Origin of the sequence: Nocardia sp. NPDC056100, assembly GCF_042266325.1 — a bacterium.
GTDB lineage: Bacteria > Actinomycetota > Actinomycetes > Mycobacteriales > Mycobacteriaceae > Nocardia.
The window spans coordinates 452,153-475,203 of sequence record NZ_JBHJVY010000008.1; the positions used below are offsets into that span (position 1 = coordinate 452,153).

Annotated in this window: 21 protein-coding genes; 7 read left to right on the forward strand and 14 right to left on the reverse strand. The window is 66.4% G+C overall.

Annotation, left to right across the window (positions count from 1 at the left end):
• Positions 1-31 precede the first annotated feature (31 nt).
• On the reverse strand, positions 32-631 hold the full coding sequence (locus tag ACFC0O_RS45965; RefSeq protein WP_375968586.1) for a TetR/AcrR family transcriptional regulator: 600 nt from the start codon (positions 629-631) through the stop codon (positions 32-34).
• Between the two features lie 76 nt (positions 632-707).
• Here ACFC0O_RS45965 and ACFC0O_RS45970 point away from each other — a divergent pair, with 76 nt between their 5' ends.
• Positions 708-2,471 (forward strand): ABC transporter ATP-binding protein, encoded by a 1,764-nt coding sequence (locus ACFC0O_RS45970; protein ID WP_375968587.1) that lies wholly within the window; start codon positions 708-710, stop codon positions 2,469-2,471.
• A 79-nt stretch (positions 2,472-2,550) separates the two neighbouring features.
• On the opposite strand, the gene ACFC0O_RS45975 is transcribed toward ACFC0O_RS45970, so the two are convergent.
• The 8 genes from ACFC0O_RS45975 to ACFC0O_RS46010 form a co-directional block, all read right to left on the reverse strand.
• Positions 2,551-3,975 (reverse strand): MFS transporter, encoded by a 1,425-nt coding sequence (locus tag ACFC0O_RS45975; protein ID WP_375968588.1) that lies wholly within the window; start codon positions 3,973-3,975, stop codon positions 2,551-2,553.
• Positions 3,976-4,066: 91 nt separating this feature from the next.
• The gene (locus ACFC0O_RS45980) at positions 4,067-4,543 is read right to left on the reverse strand and encodes a MarR family winged helix-turn-helix transcriptional regulator (RefSeq protein WP_375968589.1); all 477 of its coding nucleotides are present in this window, start codon (positions 4,541-4,543) and stop codon (positions 4,067-4,069) included.
• A gap of 50 nt (positions 4,544-4,593) precedes the next feature.
• On the reverse strand, positions 4,594-6,045 hold the full coding sequence (locus tag ACFC0O_RS45985) for a flavin-containing monooxygenase (RefSeq protein WP_375968590.1): 1,452 nt from the start codon (positions 6,043-6,045) through the stop codon (positions 4,594-4,596).
• A gap of 79 nt (positions 6,046-6,124) precedes the next feature.
• On the reverse strand, positions 6,125-7,123 hold the full coding sequence (locus ACFC0O_RS45990) for an ABC transporter substrate-binding protein (RefSeq protein WP_375968591.1): 999 nt from the start codon (positions 7,121-7,123) through the stop codon (positions 6,125-6,127).
• Positions 7,124-7,141: 18 nt separating this feature from the next.
• The gene (locus tag ACFC0O_RS45995) at positions 7,142-7,504 is read right to left on the reverse strand and encodes a 4Fe-4S dicluster domain-containing protein (protein ID WP_375968592.1); all 363 of its coding nucleotides are present in this window, start codon (positions 7,502-7,504) and stop codon (positions 7,142-7,144) included.
• A complete protein-coding gene (locus ACFC0O_RS46000) occupies positions 7,504-9,111 on the reverse strand; it encodes an FAD-dependent oxidoreductase (RefSeq protein WP_375968593.1) in 1,608 nt (535 codons plus the stop codon). Before ACFC0O_RS46000 ends, ACFC0O_RS45995 begins: the two co-directional genes overlap by 1 nt.
• On the reverse strand, positions 9,104-9,835 hold the full coding sequence (locus ACFC0O_RS46005) for an ABC transporter ATP-binding protein (protein ID WP_375968594.1): 732 nt from the start codon (positions 9,833-9,835) through the stop codon (positions 9,104-9,106). Before ACFC0O_RS46005 ends, ACFC0O_RS46000 begins: the two co-directional genes overlap by 8 nt.
• A complete protein-coding gene (locus ACFC0O_RS46010; RefSeq protein WP_375968595.1) occupies positions 9,836-10,714 on the reverse strand; it encodes an ABC transporter permease in 879 nt (292 codons plus the stop codon).
• 154 nt (positions 10,715-10,868) lie between these two features.
• Here ACFC0O_RS46010 and ACFC0O_RS46015 point away from each other — a divergent pair, with 154 nt between their 5' ends.
• Positions 10,869-11,162, forward strand: coding sequence for a hypothetical protein (locus ACFC0O_RS46015; RefSeq protein WP_375968596.1), 294 nt, complete (start codon positions 10,869-10,871; stop codon positions 11,160-11,162).
• Positions 11,163-11,168: 6 nt separating this feature from the next.
• On the opposite strand, the gene ACFC0O_RS46020 is transcribed toward ACFC0O_RS46015, so the two are convergent.
• Positions 11,169-12,068 (reverse strand): bile acid:sodium symporter family protein, encoded by a 900-nt coding sequence (locus ACFC0O_RS46020; protein ID WP_375968597.1) that lies wholly within the window; start codon positions 12,066-12,068, stop codon positions 11,169-11,171.
• Between the two features lie 400 nt (positions 12,069-12,468).
• Between ACFC0O_RS46020 and ACFC0O_RS46025 the strand changes: the two genes are divergently transcribed.
• The 5 genes from ACFC0O_RS46025 to ACFC0O_RS46045 are packed head-to-tail and all read left to right on the forward strand — an operon-like array spanning position 12,469 to position 19,571.
• Positions 12,469-12,870 (forward strand): hypothetical protein, encoded by a 402-nt coding sequence (locus tag ACFC0O_RS46025; protein ID WP_364638937.1) that lies wholly within the window; start codon positions 12,469-12,471, stop codon positions 12,868-12,870.
• Entirely contained in the window at positions 12,870-14,243 is a 1,374-nt protein-coding gene (locus ACFC0O_RS46030) for a hypothetical protein (protein ID WP_375968598.1), read from the forward strand. Before ACFC0O_RS46025 ends, ACFC0O_RS46030 begins: the two co-directional genes overlap by 1 nt.
• A complete protein-coding gene (locus ACFC0O_RS46035; RefSeq protein WP_375968599.1) occupies positions 14,240-15,637 on the forward strand; it encodes a VWA domain-containing protein in 1,398 nt (465 codons plus the stop codon). Before ACFC0O_RS46030 ends, ACFC0O_RS46035 begins: the two co-directional genes overlap by 4 nt.
• Positions 15,638-15,645: 8 nt before the next feature.
• Positions 15,646-16,764, forward strand: coding sequence for an AAA family ATPase (locus tag ACFC0O_RS46040; RefSeq protein WP_364638944.1), 1,119 nt, complete (start codon positions 15,646-15,648; stop codon positions 16,762-16,764).
• Positions 16,761-19,571 (forward strand): DUF5682 family protein, encoded by a 2,811-nt coding sequence (locus ACFC0O_RS46045; RefSeq protein WP_375968600.1) that lies wholly within the window; start codon positions 16,761-16,763, stop codon positions 19,569-19,571. The genes ACFC0O_RS46040 and ACFC0O_RS46045 overlap by 4 nt, the downstream gene beginning before the upstream one ends.
• Here the strand turns inward: ACFC0O_RS46045 and ACFC0O_RS46050 are convergent.
• The 4 genes from ACFC0O_RS46050 to ACFC0O_RS46065 form a co-directional block, all read right to left on the reverse strand.
• Complete coding sequence (locus tag ACFC0O_RS46050) at positions 19,554-20,321, reverse strand: aquaporin (RefSeq protein WP_375968601.1); 768 nt, start codon at positions 20,319-20,321, stop codon at positions 19,554-19,556. The two genes, ACFC0O_RS46045 and ACFC0O_RS46050, sit on opposite strands and share 18 nt — an antisense overlap.
• Entirely contained in the window at positions 20,299-20,961 is a 663-nt protein-coding gene (locus ACFC0O_RS46055; protein ID WP_375968602.1) for an HAD family hydrolase, read from the reverse strand. The genes ACFC0O_RS46050 and ACFC0O_RS46055 overlap by 23 nt, the downstream gene beginning before the upstream one ends.
• Positions 20,958-22,523 carry a mannitol dehydrogenase family protein gene (locus ACFC0O_RS46060; protein WP_375968603.1) on the reverse strand — a complete coding sequence of 522 codons (1,566 nt, stop codon included), beginning with the start codon at positions 22,521-22,523 and terminating at the stop codon, positions 20,958-20,960. Before ACFC0O_RS46060 ends, ACFC0O_RS46055 begins: the two co-directional genes overlap by 4 nt.
• Before the next feature lie 324 nt (positions 22,524-22,847).
• Positions 22,848-23,051 (reverse strand): MspA family porin (locus tag ACFC0O_RS46065; protein ID WP_375968604.1); only part of this gene is annotated, 204 nt, incomplete at its 5' end.

The window sequence follows — 23,051 nt, forward strand, 5'->3', positions numbered from 1 at the left end:
TGCAAGCGGGGCCCGCCGCAACCGGTTTGGGCTAATCGGTTGCGGCGGGGGCGAAAACGCCCCGGGTCAGCGTGGTCATGATGGCGTCGACGAGTTCGTGGCGCGGGGTGGTCTCCTGTTTGGCGGCCTCCCACGCGGCATAGAGCAGCGCCCAGAAGGTGCGGCGCTGCCAGGACAGCGGCAGCGTCGCACCGGTGGTCTCGCCGACGCGAATCAGGATGGCGTCCACCGCGTTCTCGCTCTGCGCGAGTTCGGCCCAGAGTTCGGCATCACCGGCGAGGGCGGGTTCGGAGTAGACGAACAGCAGGATCGGGCCGAGGTCGAATTGGCCTTCCACGACCCGGCGCAGCGCGGCCGCCGGGGTGCCGCCGCCGGGTTCGGCGCGCTCGATGGCCTCGGTGCTCAGCTCGGTGACGTGCCGGGCGAGGGCGCGCAGCAGATCGAGTCGTTCCGGGAAGTAGCGGTGCAGGGTGGTGCGGCCGACATCGGCGGCGGTGGCGATCTGGCCGAGCGAGGCCGCCGGGGTGGTGATGAGCACCTCGGCCGCCGCGTCCAGGATGGCGGCGCGGGTGCGGGCCCGGATACCGGTTCTGGCTGCTCCGGTGCCGGTGGCGGCGGGTGTGGCGGGCATATCCGGAACGGTATCAGGCCGATCCTGAACAGAGCATGACTTGACTCTAATGGAACATCTGTGTTCCATTAGAGGTATGCAGAGTACCGAAGTCACCCTTGCCGCGACCGGGCGCGCCCAGCATCTGATGCTGCTGTGGTCGTTCGTGCGCCCACATCGGGGACGGCTACTGCTCGCACTCTGCCTCGGCTTCGGCTATACCGCGACGGCGCTGGCCACTCCCCTGGCCACCAAATGGATCCTCGATTCGGTGGGAGCCGATGGCTCACTGCTGCAACCGATTTCGCTGCTGCTCGGACTGCTGGTGCTGGGCGCGGGATTCGGGCTGGCCGAATGGCTGCTGCTGGGCCGAATCGCCGAGCACATCGTGCTGGACGCGCGCGCCTCGCTGGTGCGCCGGTTCTTCCGGGGCGTGCTGCCCGATCTGCAATTCCGGCCCCCGGGCGAACTGGTCACCCGGGTCACCTCGGACACGCTGCTCCTGCGCGAAGCGGCCTCGTCCAGCCTGATCTACCTGATCAACGGCACCATCTCGCTGGTGGGCACGCTGATTCTGATGGCGGTGCTCGATGTACCGCTGCTGCTGTGCACGCTGGTGGCGGTGCTCGTCATCGCGGTGCTGGCGGGCTGGCTCATGCCCGCCATCGCGGTCGCGCAGCGGCAGGCGCAGGAATCGGTCGGGCGGCTCGGCGGCGTGCTGGAGGGCGGTCTGCGCGCGGTGCGGACGGTGAAATCCAGTGGTTCCGAGGAGCGGGAGAGCCGCCGGGTCATCGCGCACGCCCGGGATTCGGCCGCGCACGCCAACCGCGCGGTGCGGGTGGAGGCCATTGCCTGGACCGTGGCGGGCAGCGGAATCCAGTTGGCCATCATCGTGATCCTGGCCTTCGGCGCCTGGCGGGTGCATCAGGGCGCGCTGGCGGTCTCGACGCTGGTCGCCTTCCTGCTGTACGCCTTCGGACTGGTCGAACCCGTCAGCGAGATCACCCGGCAGTTGGCGCAATTGCAGTCCGGCGTGGCCGCCGCCGCGCGCCTGCGCGAAGCAGAAAGCATTCGCACCGAGGATGTTTCGGCCGGGCATTCGGCTGACGACGGTGTCTCCGGGCCGAATGTGCTTACTTTCGAAGATGTTTCGGCCACCTATTCGGGCGCTGATCGACCCGCGGTCGACCACCTGTCGGCGGTCATCCCGCGCCGCGGGCATACCGCCATCGTCGGACCTTCGGGCGCGGGCAAGACCACGCTGTTCTCGCTCATACTCCGATTCCACGATCCCGATGGCGGCCGAATCACTTTGGACGGCAAGGACTATGCCGATCTGCGCATCGATTCGGTGCGCGCCCGCATCGGCTATGTCGAACAGGAGACGCCGCTGCTGACCGGCACCATTCGCGACAATGTGTTGTATCGCCACCCGGATGCGACCGATACCGAGGCGTGGGCGGCGCTGTACGCGGTCGGGCTGGCCGAGACCGTGCACCGCCTGCCGGGCGGGTTGGACGAGCCGGTCGCGCAGACCAGCCTTTCCGGTGGTCAGCGCCAGCGCATCGCGCTGGCCCGGGCGATCGTGCGGCGGCCCGAGATACTGCTGCTGGACGAGGCCACCGCACAGTTGGACGGGCGCACCGAGGCGGCGGTGCAGGAGATCATTCGCGATATCGCCCGCGACAGCGCGGTGGTGACCATCGCGCACCGGCTCTCCACCGTGATCGACGCGGACACCATCTGGGTGCTGGAGGATGGTGCGCTGCGGGCGGCGGGAACCCACCGCGAGTTGTACGCGAACGATGAACTGTACCGCGAACTCGTTGCCGCACTGCGGATTTCCGCACCGACGGCCTGAGATCGATACGATCCCCAGGCACACGACTCGGGCCCAGCGGTGATCCGCTGGGCCCGAGGTGTTTTCGCACACCGTCGAATCAGGCGACCGCGACGAACTCCTGCTGCGCGGCGGTGGCGGCGGGGCGGCGCAGCACGGTGACGCTGATGGCCAGGGCCGCGACGAGCACGCCGGTGGCGATCATGAAGGCCAGGCGGTAGCCGTCGGTCAGGGCGGCGGCCTCGGTGGCCCCGGCGGTGAGCCGCTCTCCGGTGCGCGAGGCGGCCAGGGTGGACAGCACCGCGACACCGAACGCCATGCCGACCTGCTGGGTGGTGTTGAACAGTCCGGAGGCCAATCCGGCGTCGTCGGCGCGGGCGGCGGACATGCCCAGGTTGGTCAGCGCGGGCAGCACCAGGCCGCCGCCGGCGATCAGCACCATCATGGGCAGCAGATCGGTGACATAGGAGGCGTGCACCGGAAGCCTTGTCAGCCAGGCCATTCCGGCCAGCAGCAGCACCAGTCCACTGATCAGCACGGCGCGCTCACCGAAGCGGGTGATCAGGCGAGCCGAGACGAACAGTGACACACCGCCGATGGCCACCGCGGCGGGCAGCATGGCCAGACCGGTCTGCAGCGCGCTGTAGCCGAGCACCCGCTGCATGTACAGCGCGACGATGATCTGGAAGGCGAACATGGCCGACAGGGTCAGCATCTGCACCACATTCGCGCCGGACACATTGCGGGAGCGGAAGATACGCAGTGGCAGCAGCGGGGTGGCGGCGGTGCGCTGGCGAATCACGAAGGCGGTCAACAGGATCAGCGACAGTGCGCCCAGGCCCAGGGTGTGCGCGGACAGCCAGCTGTACTCCTCGATCTTGACCACGGTGTAGATGCCCAGCATGAGTCCACCGGTCACCAGCAGTGCGCCCAGCGCGTCGGCTCCGGCGGCCAGACCCAGTCCGCGATCGGCGGGCAGCGCCTTGATGGCGAGCGCGACGGTCAGCACCCCGATCGGCACATTGATCAGGAAGATCCAGTGCCAGTTCAGCGCATCGGTGAGCACGCCGCCGAGCACCTGGCCGATGGATGCGCCCGCCGCGCCGGTGAAGCTGAAAATGCCGATGGCCCTTGCCCGTTCGCCCTTCTCGGTGAACATGGTCACCAGGATGCCGAGCACCACCGCCGAGGCGATCGCACTGCCGACGCCCTGTAGAAACCGGGCCGCGACGAGCATGGCCGGGCTGGTGGCCGCACCCGCAAGCAGTGAGGCGGCGGTGAAGACGATATTGCCGGTCAGGAACATTTTCTTGCGCCCGATCAGATCACCGAAGCGGCCCGCGAGCAGCAGCAGTCCGCCGAAGGCGATCAGGTACGCATTGACGGTCCAGCTCAGCCCAGCCGGCGTGAAGCCGAGATCCTGCTGAATCGCGGGCATCGCCACGGTCACGATGCTGCCATCGAGGATGGTCATCAGCGTCGCGGCGGACAGCACCGCGAGGGCGAGATTTTTGGACGCAGTCATGATCTTCTCCTGTTCGAACCAACAAGAGAGACCGTACTAGATAGTTCCGTTGCAGACAATCTCTAACGGACTCTTTTTGTGAACCGGCTGGTCACTGCCGTGCACGGCGCGCGGTGGATGCCTCGGCGGTGGTCGAAAGGTGCCCTTCCACCAAATGATTCAGCGCTTTCACCAGAGCGTCCCGCTCCCCCTTGGGCAGCGACCCGAGCGCATCTCGATGCACCCCGTCCACGATCTCCTGACTGCGCGCGGCCAGCTTCGCCCCCTTCGGGGTGACCGCGATGATCCGCGCCCGCCGATCGGTACTCGACGGCTGCCGCTCGGCCAGCCCCGCCTTCTCCAGCGCATCCACGGTGACCACCATCGTGGTCTTATCCATATCCCCCAACTCCGCGAGCTGCGCCTGCGTCCGCTCCTCCTCCAGCGCATGCACCAGCACACAGTGCATCCGCGCCGTCAACCCGATCTCCGCCAACGCCGCCGACATCTGCGTCCGCAACACATGGCTGGTCCGATCCAGCAGAAACGACAGATCACGTTCGGTACGCACAGGCGCCAGAGCAGTCATACCGCAAAGTATAGTTTTGTAGCGGATAATCCGCATTCACCCGGATATGACTATCGGGCGGCGGCCCGCGCTCTGCGCTGTGCGGCCAGATCGGCATAGCGGGCGGGGGTGAAGTCGCCCAGGTATTCGGTCAGCGCGTTGCGGGTGCGGCGGGTCGGCACCTCCATATCGGTGAGCAGATCATCGATATGGTGGATCAGGTGCGGGCCGACATAGAAGCCTCGGGCGCGGGCCGGAAACTCCTCGGCCAGCCAGGCGCCCACCCGGGCTATCTCGGCATCCATCTCATCGACGGTGGGCAGCTTCAACTCGGCCGCGAATACCTGCGACAGCCAGTGCGCAGAGACCTCCGAGGTGAGCTGGCACGCGGTCGAGGAGGCGTAACCGATGAATCCCAGGCGCGGTTCGGCGGGCGGAAGGATATGACGATAGAGCCTGAATCCATTGTCCCGGAACAGTTCCGAGGCAAGATCCGCCGCGAGGAACGGTAATGTCTGACGCCAGCCGGTGGCGAACAGCACGATATCGGCCGCCAGCCGGTCGCCGTCCGCCAGGCGCACCTCGTCCGGGCCGAACGATTCGATCGTTGTGCGGCGCAGTCGGATTCGCCCGGCCCGCGCCATCGGATAGAACTCCGAGGTGAATCCGGCATTCTCCAGGCCGCGCGGCAGGCGCTGTTCCGGAACCAGGATGGACGGCATGCGGAGCAGCGTGCGCAGTACCAGTTCGACTGTGCGCCAGAAGATCCGGGGCAGTGCGCGGCCGCGCCCGTGCAGGAATCGCTCGACCCTGTTTCGCCGGTGGTAGGGCATGAACAGCTCCGCGATTCGGCCGAGTAAGACCTGGTCGGCCGGGATGCGGCCGGGAAACCAGCGCGGAGCCATCCAGTGCGGGGTGCGAAATACCAGGGTGCAGTCACGCGCGTGCGCGGCGGCCCAGGCGGCGCAGTCCAGCGCGGATTTTCCGGCCCCGACGACGATGACCCGTCGGCCCGCGAACAGTGCCGGATCGGTCGCCTCACTCGAGTGCAACACGGTTCCGGCGAAGCGTTCGCGGCCCGCGATATCCGGCAGTTCGGGTTCGGAGTAGGTGCCGGTGCAGACCACAACGAAATCGCAGGCCAGCTCGATCGGACCGTCCGGGCCGATGCCGGTGACCGTGAAGCCGGACTCGTGCCGGGCCACCTCGGTCACCCGTGTCGATAGTCGAATAACCGGGTTCAGCTCGAACCGGGCGGCATAGGAAGCCAGGTATTCGCGTACCTGGGCGGCCGTCGGGAACATGTCCGCGCCCGGATCGTACGGATGATCGGCGAAGGCGTAGGTATCACGAGAGTTGTTGGTGCGCAGTCCCGGATAGGTGCGCGACGGCGTCCACACGCCGCCGATCTCGGGCTCCTGCTCCAGCACGTGAACGTCGAATCCGTCCTCGCGCAACACTTTTGCCGTCACGAGACCCGATATTCCGGCCCCGATCACGACAACCCGCTTGCATTCGACCATTACGCCAGCCCCCTCGCGCCGAAAGACCTCCCGATGCTAGCCCGTGCGGGCGGTACCGGGAGGTTCGATCGGCAGGCGGTCAGCTCGCCTTGGGGCGGTCGCGGTAGAACCAATCGTCGAGGGAGAAGTCTTCGCGGATTTTCTTCTGGTCCACCAGGAATTGTTTGGTGCCGGTGAGGAGGGTGATGCCCTGGGGGGAGAAGAGGTCTTCGGGGATGGATTCGAGGCGGGCGGTGGCGCGGACTACGGCTTCGGGGGCTTTGGATTGGGTGACTTCGTAGTTCACGTAGTCGGTGAAGTGGTCGCGGGCGAATTTGTTGGCGTCGTTCAGGATTTGCTGCCAGGTGGGGCCGAAGTCCTTGTGGGTGTCCAGGAAGTCCTGGCTGCTGACCGCGGAGCTGGTACCCGCCAGGGTCGGATGGTTGTCGCGGACCGAGTCCACCAGGTGGAATCCCTTGGCCAGGAACGCCTGTAGCGATGCGGACGGGTTCACGTCCGGCAGCGCCACCGCCGCGACGTCACCGCCGTTGAGAGGAGCCTCGGCGTCGGTGGCGAGCAGGTGGATCAGCTGCGCGGAGATGCCTTCGGCCTGGAGTGCGCCCTGTAGGTAGCGGTCGATGTAGGAACCGAGCTGGACGCCGACCTTCTTGCCCGCCAGATCCTTCAGCGTGCGGATGGCCGGATCCTTGGCGACCACACCGGCGTTGTAGTTCACCGAATTGATGCCCAGCAGCCGGGTTTTCAGGCCGCTGCCGCGCGCCACCAGGGCGGGGGTGTCGCCGTAACTGGCCACATCGAGCCGTCCGCCGACCAGGGCCTGGTTCAGGTCCGGGCCGTTGGGGAAGCTGTAGACCTCGATATTGTCCACACCGAGGGGTTTCAGCGCGGGCAGCACCACACCGCGCTGGTGTGCGAACCCGAGGGTTCCGGTCAGCACGTTGCCGCTGCCGATGACGCCGATGCGGAGGGTTTTGATCTCGGTGCGGGTGGCCGAACTATCGGCGCCCGAACCGCAACCGGACAGCACCAGTGCGAGTGCGGCCACGGCGGCGGGAACGAGCTTTCTCAGGGTGCGCATGAAGAACTTTCGTGAAGATCAGGGTTCGGAATGCAGCGCTGTCAGTTCGGACAGGCGCGGCGGTGGAGCGCCGTGGGGCAGACGCGGGCCGATCGCGACCAGGCTGCCGGGCTTGCGGCCCTGACCCCAGCCGATCTCGCGGCGATAGCGGCCGACGTGTTCCTCGGGAATCGCCGTGGGGTCGGGCAGCGGGGTCACATCCGGCGATACGTAGAGGGCGTCGGTCGGGCAGTACGCCTCGCACATGAAGCAGGTCTGGCAATCCGATTGCCTTGCGATGAGCGGGATTCCGCTCTCGGTGCGATCGAAGACATTGGTCGGGCAGACATCGACGCACTTATCGCAGCCGATGCAATCCTGGGCGCGGACGAGCTCGATCATCAGGCCACCGCCGCACTCGCGCCGACGGGCTGCTGTCCGGGAGCCGCCGAGGTGGCGGTCCAGACCTCGTGCAGACCACCCGAGAGAATGTGATGGTGCTGCGCCGGATCGAGATCGGGGTGATCGGCGCGCTTACTCATACCGCGAGTCTCGGTGCGGGACAACGCCGATCGATACATGAGCCGCCCCACCGCGGTGATGGCGGCGGCCTGTCGGGCGCGTACCCGCTCATCACCGGTGGCATCCCCGCCCAGACCGCGCTCGGCGCGCTCCCACAGCGAATCGAGTTCCGCCAGCGCGGGGGTGATGCGATCGCCGTGCCGCATCAGGTTCTTCTCGAACGGGATCAGCTCCGCCTGCGCGGCCGCCACGACCTCTTCGGCGGACACGGATTCCGAAGTGTCAGGGCGCAATCCGACCTGTCCGGCCCCGCGCAACGCGGCGTGATCGGGACGCGAATCGCGTGCGAACTCCGCCGCGCCCCGGCCCGCCCAGCTGCCCGAGGACATGGCCCAGGCCGAATTATGGCTGCCGCCACCGGTGAAGCCGCCGCAGATGCGCTCGCGGGTGGCCGCGTCACCGGCCGCGTACAGCCCGGGAACCGTTGTGGCGCAGTTGTCATCGACGATATCGATGCCGCCGGTACCGCGCACGGTGCCCTCGGCGAGCAGATCCACCTCGAATCGATCCTGGAACGGGTCGATGCCGCGGCGATCGAACTGCAGGAAGAAGTTCGGCTGACCGAGTCGCATCTGCGCCTGCACGGTGGCGTCGGCGCGATCCAGCTGCGCGAACACCTTCTCCGACAGCAGGGTTCGCGCGATGACCGAGCGGCCCTTGGTGGAGCCCGCACCCTCGACCACGCGGCCGTCCTCGTGGAAGAAGGTGGCGTAGCCGTAATAGGCGGTCTTGGTGATGGTCGAACCCTTGGGCACGATGGCGTAGGCGTTGGAGAACTCCATACCGGAGAACCGCGCACCCACCTCGGCGGCCATGAGCGCGCCGTCACCGGTGTTCACATTGGTGCCCAGCGCCCGGGACAGGAACGCACAGCCGCCGCTGGCCAGCACCACCGCGCCCGCCGCGATGCGGTAGTCGCGGTCGGCCTGCCGCTGATAGCCCGCCACGCCACGCACCACGCCGTCGGCATCGACCAGAAGTTCCAGTGCCGGTGAATGATCCAGGATGGTGACCCCGGCGCGCTTCACCCAGGCGCGCATGCGGCGCATGTATTCCGGGCCCTGCACACCGGTGCGCATCTGTTCGCCGGTGCTCTCGTTCACCGGGAACGGGTAGCGGCCCTCGACCGCGAGGCGGTTCATATTCGCATACGTCTGATCCAGCACCCGATCCATCCAGTAGTGGTCGGCCAGGTGCCCGCCGAGCGTTTCGCGACTGGCCTTGGCATTGGCGCGGGCGGTCGCCTCGGGGGCCACGTACCAGACGCCGGTGCCGGAAGGCGCTGTGGCGCCGCTGGTTCCGCAGTAGCCCTTGTCCACCAGCGTCACCTCCGCGCCGGCCTCGCGGGCGTGGATGGCGGCCCAGCAGGCGGCGGGTCCGCCGCCGATGACCAGCACATCGGTACTCAACTGCCAGGTTTCACTCATGGTCGGCTCCTGTCGGTGCTTCGGGGTCGACGCCGAGTGCGAGCAGCAAGCGGCGGCGGAGGTCGGAGAAGGTGGGGTCGAGCACCGAACGCGGGCGCGCCACGGTGATGTCGAAGGATTCGGCGATCTGCCCGTCGCGCAGGACGAGGGCGCGATCGGCCAGCAACAGGGCCTCCTCCACATCGTGGGTGACCAGCAGCACCGCCTGCCGGTGCTGGGTCCACAGGCGCGCGACGAGCGCCTGTGCTTTGAGGCGGGTCAGCGCGTCGAGTGCGCCGAAAGGTTCGTCCAGCAGCAGCAATTCGGGATTGCGGACCAGGGCTCGGGCGAGGGCGACGCGCTGCGCCTCACCGCCGGAGAGGGTGGCGGGCCAGACATCGGCCTTGGCCGCCAGGCCGACCTCCTCCAGCGCGGCGATGGCCTGTGCCTTGGTGGCGCGGTTGACGCCGAGAACGACATTGCGCCACACCGACATCCACGGGATCAGTCGATGTTCTTGAAACACAATGGCTTTCGATGCCGGGGCCTCGAACTGTCCGGCGAATCCCCTATCGAGCCCGCCGAGTCCGCGCAACAGGGTGCTCTTACCGGATCCGCTCGCGCCGAGCAGCGCCACGAACTCCCCCGGCGCGATATCCAGATCGACTCCGCTGAGCACGGTGCGCCCGGCGAAAACCCGGCGCGCCCCGCGAATGCGTACCGCGCTCGCAATGGTGGTGGTCATCTACGCTCCCTCGAATCCGGTTCGCCAGGAAAGGAATCGGCGCTCGAGCACCCGCACGAACAGATCGGTGAGCAGACCCAGCACGGCGTAGATCACCAGCACCAGGAAGATCTGATCGGTGCGCAGGAACTCCTTGGCGTCGTTCATCAGGAATCCGAGACCCACCGGCGTGGTCTGCATCTCGGCGACGACGAGTGTGAGCCAGCCCAGCCCAAGCGCCTGCCGCAGCCCGACCAGAATCTGCGGCAGCGCACCCGGCAGGATGATCTTCGATGTCAGCTGTAACCGGTTGAGCCCCAACGATTCCGCCGCCTCGACCAGGCGGGTGTCAACCCCGCGAATACCGGCCAGCACGTTCAAGTAGATGGGGAAGATCGGCGCGACGATGATCAGCGCGATCTTGAACTCATCCCCGATCCCGAACCAGATGATGAACACCGGCACCAGCGCCAACGTCGGCAACATCCGCATCGCCTGCAGCGGCCCGTTCACCAAATCTTCCGCTATGCGGAACAACCCGGCCGCCGCCCCCAACACCAGCCCGATCACGATCCCGATCGACAACCCCACCGCGACCCGCCGCGACGAAGCCGCCAAATGCTCCCACAACTCCCCAGAGACAATCAGCTCCCGCCCAGCCTCGATCACCTCCGTGGGCGCGGGCGTGGTGGCCCCCAGCCACCCCCGAGCCCCCAACTGCCACAGCACGAGTACCAGCACCAACCCGGAAGACTTCCGAGCCACCGACACCAACCTGCGCGCAATCACCCGCGCCCGGGATTCCGTCGTATCGAATGGTGCAGCCTCGGGCACAACAGCCGGGCGAGGGTCGGAAGCGACCGCCACCGCCAATCCAGGCGGGTCCAATTGCAGAGTCATCGGACACGTTCCTCACGGGAGAGTAGGTGCCCGAAACCGTAAGTTCCCCAACCCTTCCCCTTGAACGTTTCAGATCAGACCGATTCTGAAGCCCCGAATTTTTCCACGATGTGGAAAGCCCCTTGCGGAATTCCGCGCGGCTACCGTGGGGAACATGATCGGCAACATGCTCTACGCCCACCTGGCCGAGATCCACGAGCGCCTGCGCGGATTCCCCGTGGAGAAGAACATATCCACCGCGCGCTTCAACGAAATCCTCGACCTGCACCGTGCCGACGGCTGGCACCGCGTCTACGAGTACACCGGCCCCGACGCCTGGATCGACTACGGCCGCATTCACCTGAAGAACGGCCGCACCGTCCTCAGATTCCGCTGGAACAACTACGACGAAGGCAGCGTCACCGGTCCGCGCGGGAACATCGAGGACATCGCCCGCCTGGTCCGCTGAACCATTTCACAACCGCGAGGGTTCGGTCGCGACGGCCGTGCCGGCGCGACGCAGGGATCGGCTGATGAGCCAGCCGAAGGTGGCGGCGAAGGGGGACATGACCACCGCGTATAGGGCTGCGGGGACGGCTATTTCGGTGCTGTCCAGGACGCTGATGGCAATGGTGATGGCGATGGCGCTGTTGTGGACGCCGATTTCCATCGAGGAGGCGATGGCTTGGCGTTCCGGTACGCCGAGCAGGCGTGGGAGCCAGTATCCGACGGTGAGGCTTATCGCGCACAGGAGGGCTACGACCAGGCCGATTGTGGGGAGGTCGCCGTTCATGCCGGAGCGGTCCGATGCCACCGCACCGATTACGACGAATACCAGGATGATCGCCGATGCGATGCGGACCGGGCGATCCATTCGGTCGGCGAACAGGGGGCGTAGCGCTCGCACCGTCATGCCGATCGCCACGGGGATCAGCACTATCGCGAATACCTGTACGGCCTTTCCGAATTGCACGCCCAGGGAGCCCGTTCCATCCTCGGGACCGAAATGGTCGATGGCCGCGTTGGTGATGAGCGGGACCGTGAGCACCGAGATGACCGAATTCACCGCTGTCAGGGAGACATTCAGCGCGACGTCACCGCCGAACAAGTGGCTGAAGAGGTTCGCGGTCGCGCCTCCCGGGGAGGCGGCCAGCAGCATGACGCCGATGGCAGCCAGTGGTTCCAGCCCGAACAGTGTCACCAGGCCGAACGCCACCAGCGGTAGCACCACCATCTGGCAGACGAGGGCGATCAGCACCGCTTTCGGCTGTTGCGCGACGCGGGTGAAGTCGGCGGGGGTGAGGGATAAGCCCAGGCCGAACATGATCACGCCGAGCGCGATCGGCAGTGCTACCGCGATAAATCCGGAATTCATTGCGCCCCGTCACCTTTCACCGCACCTGCTACAGCCCTCAAACCACTCACCTACGACAGTAGCGGGAGGGTACGACGTTTCACGCGCGTTCGAACCCGCCACGACTGGGCAGGCGCCGGACACGTTCGGCAAGTGAGCGATCGACGCCACACCGGCGATCGATCCGGAGGGCACGCGATCCGCACCGCCGGGAGGGCCGGAATCGGGGTTCAGCTGCAGGTTCGGGGTGCCTGCGCGACTTGTCGGTGGGGTCACATACCTTGGGCGCATCGTATCGATCGGGAGGGAAGCGATGGCCTCGGAATCGGGTGCCTTGCCGGATCAGCCGGCTTGGGAAAGTGCTTCTGTCGTAAGGGTTTTGCCCGCTGTGGCGGCGCGGAAACTGAATAAGGTGCCGTTCGTGGAATTGGCCGACGGACGGCTGCAGGGAGTGGTGTCGAGCGGGTCCGACATCTCCCGGGTGTATGTGGCTTCGGTGACGGCGGGGACGCACGGGCTCAGTTGCAGCACCAATAACAATCGGCCGTGTGGCGGGTTGAATCAGGGGTGGGCCTGCAAGCATCTGGACTCGCTCATCGATGAGGCCGTATTGCAGTACGGGCAGGAGCGAGTGGCCCGATTTCTCCGGGTCGACGTACCCGAAGGGGCGCGGATCTCGTCCTGTCTCAATGGATCTCGCGACCCGGCCCCGGCCGCCGCGGTGTTCAGCCGGTTCCTGCGGCATCTGACCTATCTGGAATTGCCGGGCAGCGCGACGCCGATTCCGGAGTTGCAGTGGTTTCCGGCGGGGGTGGGTCGCTGATGCAGGCCGTACAACTGGACGCGCTGACGTCCGAACCCGCCGGGGTCACCGCCGCGCTGGAGGTGGTGGGCGGTTTCGATACCGCACTGGTCAATGGACTCGCACGGGTTTCCGAACCGCAGAGCGCCGCATTGGGGGCGCTGGCCGGGGCCGTCGCCGGATCGCCACTGGCCGAGGCTGTCGCGGCGGCGGTGGCCAAGGTGAGCACCGGAGCGATCGGGACCAATGAACTGTCGGCGCTGGCGGGCGCTCGTGCCGCGCTACTGGGCGCGGTGCATGACGCACTTGTCGCGCAGGCCGATACGACGTTGGGCCGCAGTCGATTCGAGTGGAACAGCGCGTCGGAAGCCGTCGCCCCGAGCCAGCTCGCCATCGGATCACGCGCCTGGCTGGGCGAACTGGCCATCTCCGGATGGCGCGGTGTCGACCACGATTTGGTAGCGGCCGCGGATCAAACCGTGGAGGCGCTGCTTGGTGAACCCGCGCTGCGGCGACTGGCGGTACTGCTCGACGGGTTCACCGCCGAACTGAGCGCCTCCGCGCCCATAGCGAGCATGGATCGGGTGCCCGCGCGACGCTGGGCCGACCTGTGGGCGCGGGCCCTGCTGCTGTCCTGGCGCGGCACGGAATCCACTGCCGTCGAGTCGATTTCGGGACGGCTACTGCCCCTGGGCGTAGATGTGCACGAGCACGGCACCGCGGTGCAGGCACAGGTGTACGGCGTGTTGGAGACGGAGGGGACAGCACGGCAGGTGCGGGTATCGGTAGCGGCCGCCAAGGTGGACACCATTGTGGGACCGGCGATTTGGCAGCTGCTCGGCGGCCATCGCCAACTGCTGACGGCGCTGGCCGAACATCGAGCGCTGGAGCTCACCGATATGCCACTGGCGGCGACCGGCGATCTGCTGTGGGATGACGATCGGGCGCGGGCTGGGGAGGCCGCCGATCCGTTCGTCACCGCCACCGTGCAATTGCCGCAGGCGCAGGCTCCGGCCGTCGCGCCGTTGGATCGCGATCCGGTCCACATCGCAGTACCGGTTCTGCTCGAGGGGTACCGGTTCCGCGATGGCGCACTGGAATTGGGTGAGGCGCGGATACGGGTCGAGCTGGACGCATTGCCGTCCGCGGGTCCGCTCACATCGGCGGGAGTCGGCGGCTCCAGCTCGATGATCGGCTTGCTGCGCTGGGATGCGAGCGGCTGGTCGGTGCGGCCGCTGGCCATCCAGCGCAAGGTGAAGACCGCGCTCACCGCTTTCCACAACGGTGATTGGGCGCTCGGGCCGACCGATCCCAAAATCGCCAAGGCACAGGCGAAGTCGGGCGATGCCGTCGCCGTATTGCGCGAACGCGCGGGACGGTTGCTGCGGAAATGACCAATCATGAAACGCGCAGGCAGATCCTGTACTGGCGGCTGCTGGCCGGTGTCTTCAGTGGCGATCAACAGCCGACTCTCGAGCAGGCGAGCGCCGGGATCGTCGACGATCTCGGATTGCCGCTGGCGGTGCTGGATCCGGGTATCTCCATAGACAATGTGGTGCAACGGTATCCGGCGATGCGGGCGGAGTTCGACGGACTCGATTTCACCGAGGCGGAGCAAGTCCCGCCGGTGGAAGCAGCCGCGGGCGATACGACCGAAGACTCCGCGCCCGAGGCAACCCCGTCCGAGGCAGCACTGTCCGAGGCGATCCAGCCCGCAGACTCCGCACCGGAGGCGCTCCAGACCATCGGCGCGGCCGATGTGCGCACTGCCGCACTGGTTTCCAAACTGCTGCTTAACGTCTTCGCCACCGGCTCCGGACAGGTCAGCGCCACTCAGCTCGCGGGTTGGCAATCCGACGCCAACTGGCTGCGCCGCTGCCTGGGCGAGGAGGCGAGCAGCGTGCAGGGCGTGCTCACCGGCCTGGAAGGCGAACTGGTATCGCGCATGCGGTTGCGCGAAGTGCTCGCTGATCCACACCTGGCTGCCCAGCTCACCCCGAGCATGTCGCTCATCGAGCAGCTGTTGCGCGATAAGCACAATCTGTCCGGCGTGGCGCTGGCCAATGCCAAACGCCTCATCCGCCGCTATATCGACGAGGTCGCCGAGGTACTGCGCACCCAGGTGCAGCAGACCAGCGTCGGCACCGTCGACCGCTCGGTGCCGCCCAAGCGCATCCTGCGCAATCTCGATGTGGACCGCACCATTTGGAAGAACCTGCCCAACTGGAATCCGCAGGACGAACGCCTGTACGTCGACCGGCTCTACTACCGGCAGACCGCCAAACGCACCGTCCCCGCCCGCATGATCGTGGTGGTGGATCAGTCCGGATCCATGGTCGATTCGATGGTGAACTGCACCATCCTGGCGTCCATCTTCGCGGGCCTGCCCAAGGTGGATGTGCACCTCATCGCCTATGACACCCGCGCCCTGGATCTCACCCCGTGGGTGCACGATCCATTCGAGGTGCTGCTGCGCACCAATCTCGGCGGCGGCAATGACGGCCCGATCGCCATGGCTATGGCGCAACCCAAGATCAGCGATCCGAAAAACACCGTGCTGGTGTGGATTTCGGACTTCTACGAGTTCGATCGCTCACAACCGCTGTTCGAGGCCATGGAGGCCGTGCACCGGTCCGGGGTCAAACTCATTCCGGTCGGCTCGGTGAACAGCTCCGGCCATCAGAGCGTCAATCCGTGGTTCCGGGAGCGCTTCAAAGCCCTTGGCACCCCGGTCATTTCGGGACGCATCCAGAAACTCGTGCACGAACTCAAGAACTTTCTCGACTAGGAGACACCATGAACGACGTTTTGCGCGCCCCCGCCGAGATCAAGTACGCCGAGGAACTCGATTGGCTGGAGTCCATCGACGACAATCCCAAGCCCTTCTCGTGGCGGCTGAGCCCGAAGATGGTGCGGCTGTTCATCTTCGGCTCCGAACGCGCCGACGGACTGGATCGCGAAGTGGCGCAGAAGTGGTTCGGCGATCGCAGCTTCGTCGAGCGCAGCATCGTCACCCTGGCCTCGGACCGCGGACTGCTGCTCATCGGCGATCCGGGCACCGGTAAGAGCTGGCTGGCCGAATTGCTGGCCGCGGCCATCAGCCGCAATTCCACGCTGGTGGTGCAGGGCACGGCGGGCACCACCGAGGATCACATCAAGTACTCGTGGAATATCTCCATGGTCATCGCCAAGGGGCAGTCGCGGGAATCGATGATCCCGTCGCCGATCATGACCGCCATGGAGCAGGGCGTGATCGGGCGCTTCGAGGAGCTCACCCGTTCCACCAGCGATGTGCAGGACGCGCTCATCTCCATCCTGTCGGAGAAGTACGTCTCGATTCCCGAACTCGATGACGACAATGTGGTTTTCGCACAGCCCGGCTTCTCCATCATCGCCACCGCGAACAGCCGCGACCGGGGTGTGAACGATCTGTCCTCCGCGCTGAAACGGCGCTTCAACTTCGTGCGGATTCCGGTCGTCTCCAATAAGAAGAGCGAGGCGGAGATCGTGCGCTTCCGCACGGCGGAGCTGCTGCGCCGCCATTCCCTGGAACTGGAACTGCCGCCCACGCTGCTGGACATCCTGCTGGAGAGCTTCGCCGATCTGCGCGCCGCCGCGGCCGCCGCCACCAGCGATGACGACAAACTGGAGTCGGCGCTGTCCACCGCCGAGCAGATCGGCGTGCTCGAGGACGCCATCCTGCACAGCCAGTTCTTCGGCGCGAAGGAATTGAGCGCGGAAACCCTCGCCGGTTCGCTGGTCGGCTCGCTGGCCCGGCGCACGCCCGAGGATCTGGCGATTCTCAACAAGTATCTGCACGGTGTGGTCGAACCGCGCATCAAGACCAACAAGGGCAAGGCTCCCTGGGGCGAATTCCTGGAGGGCGGCCGGGCCGCGATCGCGAGGCTCTCATGACCGTCTCCGATATTCGTTCCGCACCGAATACCTTTGCCGCGCTGCGGGATCAGCTGACGGACGCGGCCGTCGCGTTCGCGGGTGCGCCCGGAGCGGCAGGGGATATCCTGGCGGGCATAGTCGACGATGTCGACCGGGCGCTGTCGGAGCGGCTGGAGATCTTCCCGGTCTGCCACCACTCCCCCGCCTCCGGGCTGGCGATGGTGCGGCGGCTGCGCGATAAGCAGCCGAGCGTCATCTATATGGAGCTGTGCGAGGATATGCGCCCGCTCCTGGATGAGCTGCGCAATTGCCGATTGCCGGTCGCATTGCAGGCGTTCGCCACCGATACCGCCGGCTTCCCGGCGGAGTGGGCTCCGCTGTCGGTGGTCGCGCCGATCACCGAATCGTCGGCGGAGTATCAGGCCATCGCGTACGCGCTCGATACGCCGGGCGTGGAATTGGTGCTGGTGGATCGGTCGACAGACCATGTCTTCCAGTGGGGTTCCGACGACGAGGAAACACCGGCCGAGGAAACACCGGCCGACGGTGAGCGGCCCGAGGACGACGGGCTGCACGGTTCCGCCGTCGGCATCGAAATCGGTGATCTGCGACCGCGTTTCGCCGAGCTGGAAGAGCATCTGCTGCATCACGGCAAGGTCCGGCACTGGTCCGAATGGTGGGACCAGTACGTCGAACAGCCGCTCGCGGATGCCGACTACGACACCTATCGACAGGTCATGGTGTTGATCGGCAGTCTGTTCCGGCGACTGCGGCGCGGCAGCACCGCGGAGGACGAGAACCGGGAACGGTACATGTGGACTCGAATGCGAGAACACCTGTCCGCCAACGATATCGATCCGGCGCGGGCGCTGTACGTCTGTGGTGCGGCGCATGCGGCCAGCCCGGTGGAGCAGTTCGGCGTGGACTCGGACGCACCGTTCGAGATCTCGCCGCGTTCGGCCACCACGTGGCATTACGGGCTGATTCCCTCCAGTCATTCCGCGATCGAAGCGCAGTTCGGGCTCGCGGGCGGTGCGGTGTCCATCGCCGCCGCCACCTGGGCGAAAGGGTTGCGGCGCGGCAAATTACAGCCTTTCGAGTTGGAAGGGCAGCCGGGGGCGAAGAAGCGCGTCAAGAAGCTGCCGCTGCCCGGTGAATCGGAAGCCGAAGTGGCGGATCAGCTTTCGGGATTCCTGTCCCGGCCGCCGGTACTGGATCCGCTCGATGAGGCCGAACTGCTGGAATGGTCTGTGGACATCGTCCGGCTGGCCCGGCGCAATGGCTATCTGGCCAGCACCGCCGACGCCATCGCGATCTTCGAGACCTCGATCCTGTTGGCGGGCTTGCGAAATCGTGCCCGACCGACGCCGTACGACTTCCAGGACGCGGCCGTCACCTGCATCGAGAAGGACCGGGTACCGGGCCGCCGCGATGTGCGGCGACTGTGCGAAATACTGCTCGGCGGCGATCGTATCGGCCAGGTCGGCTATGCCGCGCTCCCGCCGCTCGCCCGCGATGTCCTCGATCGTCTCGAACCGCTCGGACTCGACCTGTCCAAGCGCACGCTGCAACGCGCACTGCTGGACCTGAAATCGAATCCGGACCTGCGCCCGTGCTCGGATCTGCTGTGGCTGCTGCGCAGACTGCTGCCGCAGGATGCGTTGCGCCCCATCATGGGTTCGCGCGGACTCGGTGAGACCTCCATCCAGGAGAGCTGGGATATCGGGCTGGGCAAACACCAGCGCTCGCTGGTCGAACTCGGCTACGAAGGCGTCTCGGTGGAACAGGTGCTGGAGCAGCGCCTGCGCCGCGCGGTCACCGCACCGGACGCGACGGCCGCCGTGGCGCTCGCCTCGGTCGAAGACGCCCTGGTCTATCTGGGCTCGGCCCGCCTCGCCGCCGAACTAGGCAACCGCGCGGTCGAACTCCTGGCCGCCGAGCGCACGGTAGACGACGCTCCCATCGTCCTGCGCCGTATCCGCCTGCTGCTCAACTACTTCCGCTCCACCGAAGGTGGCCTCCCCACCTGGTGCGAACGTTTCGTAACAGCCGGTTACGCCCACTACTGCACCCTGCTCCCCACCGCCTTCACCTCGGAGGAGACGGGCCCCGCCCAGGTGGCGGCCATGCTCGGCTTCCTCTTCGGCATGGAGAACCTGGCCCTGTCCCTGGGTTGCGACCACACCCAGCTGGAACTGTCCGTCCTGCAATCCCACCCCGAATCCCCCGCCAAGATCGCGCTACTCTGGGCGGCGCGCTTCCAACTCGGCATGCTCACCATGGCCGAACTCCGCACCCGCTGCGACGCCATGCTCACCAACCCGCTGGTGCTGCCAACGGTCCCGCACTACATAAGCGGCTTCATCCAAGCCATAGACCCGGCCCCGGCCCTGAAACCCTTTGTCGTGGAACTATTGTCGAAAGCCTTCGGCACCCTCCCCGACACGGTCCTACTCCCCTGGCTCCCGAAACTCATCACCACCCTGAAAGACCAAACAGCCGACCTCATCCCCGGCCTGGTCCGCGAAGCAGGCCGCACCTTCCCCGGCGCACTACTCGCCGTGGACGCGTTCGTCCCGCCGTGGTCAACCGAAACGACCACGGTCGCAACAGCTTCGGTAACCGTACCGGACGGACCGGTCACTGAACTGCTGGCGATGCACCCCGGCACCTGTGATGCTCTCGCGGAAGTCCTCGGTATCGAGGGCAACTGGCGCACGGCCGGACCGACCGGGAACAGCGAGGTAACCGATCTACTGGACCGGTTCCCCGCTGCCGCCGTCGCACTGGCGGCCCAGCTGGGACAGTCACTCGCTCGACACTGATTCGAACCGTTTCCGGTCGGCGGCGGGCTTCGGCACCTGATGCAGGACGGTGACGTTGTCCGCCGCGGCCGGGGTGTCCGGGTAGAACCAAACGATTATCGCGAGACCCACTGCGGCACCGAGGATTTGGGCGGTGATGTAGGCGGGGGCCGAGGCGGGGGCGATGCCCGCGAGGGTGTTGGAGAGGGTGCGGGCCAGGGTGATGGCGGGGTTGGCGAACGCGGTGGAGCTGGTGAACCAGCAGGCCGCGCCTATGTAGGCGGTGATGGCGGTGGCGGAGAGGGTGGGGCGGGAGGCTCGGGACAGGGCCAGGATTACCGCGAGTAGGCCTGCGGTGGCGACTATTTCGCCTATCAGGTGGCCGGTGGTGACGCGGTGGTTGGTGGAGAGTTGGATCGGGGGGAGGTCGAACATGACGTTCGTGAGGATCGCGCCCGCGGTGGCTCCGAGGGTTTGGGCGAGTGTGTACGCGAAGACCCGGGGGCCGGGCAATCCGCGGCCCAGGCGGCGACCGATGAGCCAGTCCGCCACGGAGACAATCGGATTGAAATGTGCTCCCGAGATGGGGCCGAAGACCAGGATCAGGACCCAGAGGCCGAGCATGATGGCGATGGAGCTTTCCAGGACCTGGAGGCCAAGATCGTTCGGGGACCAGCGCTGGGCGGAGATGCCGGAGCCGATGACCACCGCGACCAGGAGTGCCGTGCCGAGGAATTCGGCCGCCAAACTACGCGTTGGCTGCCACGACATAGTCACCGACATGGTGCAGGTCGGGATAGAGGCGGTGGGCCAGGCGGCGGGATTCGTCGGTGGGGGGCACCAGATCGGGGATGAGGATGCAGCGCAGGCCGGCGGCGTGGGCGGCGCGCAGGCCGTTGGTGGAATCCTCCAGGGCCAGTGTGTCATCGAGGTCGAAGGCGAGGGTCGCGACGGCCTTCAGATACGGCTCGGGGTGGGGCTTGCCATTGTCCACGTCCTGGCGGGTGATCACGGCGTCGAAACGGTCGATGAGACCGGTCAGCCGGAGGTGATGGTCGGCCCTGTCCCGGGACGACGAGGTGGCGATGGCCTTCGGAATGCCCTGCTGGTCAAGAATATCCAGGAGTGCGAGGGCACCCGGTTTGGTCGTCAGCTCACCATCGTCGACGAGGCGGCGCAGGTGCGTCTCGTGCAATTCGAAGTACTCCGCCAGTGGGAAATCCGAGCCGTAGGCATCCGCGGCCAGTTCCCGGCAGCGATCCGCCGGAACCCCGATCATCGATCGGCAGAATTCCACCGGCATGTCATAGCCGAGTTCGGCGCCTGCGCTGACCAGCGAACGCATGGCCAATCGCTCCGAATCGATGAGGAGGCCGTCCATATCGAACACGACCGCGCGCACCGGGTTCATCGAACACTCCCTTCGAGTACCGAGGTCAGCCTGCGTCGCACCGCGACGTCGACACCCTCGTGGGTCAGATCGGCCAGCGCGTCACCGACCTGGCGTTGCAGTCGATCCGGCTCCGGCAGCGTGCCGAAGATATCGGTGCGCTGCAGGAATCTTTGCGCGCACAGGTGCGAATCCGCGACATCGGCCAGTGGCGTCAGCGAGTTCGCGCGCGGATCGATCACCTCCATCACCGCATCGGCGGCTCGCGCGGCGGTGAACCAGCGAATCCACGCGGCGATCAGCAGTGCGGCCGCGGGCGTCGGGCGGCCCGCCGCGACATTGTCCCGCAGGGCGGCAACGACTCTGGGCATCATCTTGTCCGACCCATTGCGGCCGACCCGGGTCATATCGTGGCAGATCGCCGGATTGCGGAAGCGAATCATCAACTCGTCCACGGTCCGTCGCAGTTCGGCGGGCGGCAACGACAGCGTCGGACCCTGCTCGCACAGCATGAACTGGCGGGCCAGCGCACCCAGCGTGGGATCCGCGGCCGCGGCCGCCACGGTGCGGTACCCGGCCAGCGCACCCAGATAGGCCAGCAGCATGTGAGTTCCGTTGAGCAGGCGCAGTTTTGCCAGTTCATGGTCGGTCACATCGTTGACGAAATGCGCACCGGCCAGATCCCAGCGCGGCCGGTCACCGTCGAAATCCTCGATGGTCCAGGTCATGAACGGTTCCGCCGAGACCGGCGCCTGATCTTCGATGCCGCCCAGCCAGTTTCGCGCCGCGGCCGGATCGGCCGGGGTCGCGGGCTGCACGATCCGGTCGACGACACTGTTGGGGAACTGGACATTGCGCGCGATCCAGTCGGCGAGACCGCCATCGCGCAGGGCCGCGAAATCGATGACGGCGGCGCGCAGCGTGCGGCCGTTCGCGCACAGGTTGTCGCAGCTGAGCACCACCGGCGGCGTACCGCCGCGGCGGCGCACCTCGGCCAGTCCGTAGACCAGCATGCCGATCGGGGTGACCGGGCGACGCGGATGGCGCAGATCGTGGCGAACCTGATCACAGTCGAGATCGAGTCGCCCGGTGACCGGGGAGACGCAGTAACCGCTCGCGGTGACGGTCAGGGTGACGATCTTGATCCCGGGATCCGCGATCCGGCTCGGCACGCCGAGGCGATCCGACGGCGCGTGCACCCCTTCCACAATGGTGCCGACCACCTCGACCCGCGCCTGCCCGTCATCGTGCAGCAGCGTCGTATAGAGATTGTCCTGAGAACGCAAGGCGTCCACCACCATTGGGCGCGCCATGGCCACCGAGACGATCCCCCAGCGCGGGTCCGATACGGCATCGATGGCATGCTGGGTCACCAGCGCCTGATGCGCGCGATGGAATGATCCACAACCCAGATGCAGGATCCCCTTCGTGAGACTGCGCGGCGCGAAACCGGGCCGCGTGACACCGCTGGGCAGACGGCCGAGCACCGCCTCGGAAAGGCGCGGAACAGGCGGGGCGGGCGGCAGATCCGTCGCGGTGAATTCGATGTACCGAGCGGGCGAGATATTGAACACGTTACGCATGCACGACTCCGTGAATCCAAAAGTAGAAGACGTTGAACAGAGGCGTCAATTCGGCGGTGAATCCGGCGCAGCGCATACGCTAACCCCGATTTCTCAATCGTTGGTTAACAACCGGCTGTTTACTGGAAGCGTCAACAATCCGCAGGTGAGCGGGCCGGGCGTAAGGGATCCGTAAATTGCCAAGTCATATGCGGCGAATCAGAAGAATAAATCGGACACGGCGGTCCGCGAAATCCTCACGGTGAATCCGATCACATGGCCGAATTCCACCGCCGATCAAACGATTCGAATTCTCCGGCGGCCCGGCCCCGCGCAGCTCGCGGGCTACATCGACATCGGATCGCTGTAGATCACCCGGGTGATCTGACTGGATTCGGTGATCACGGTAAGCCGTACAAAGACCTGAAGATTCACCTGCCCGATCGCGCCGGAAACCGAGACCCGGGTGTTCTCCAGATCGATCGACGAAACCGGCGTGGTCATCGGAAATTTCGCCAGCGAGGTCTCGGTGACGGTGCCGGGTTCGAT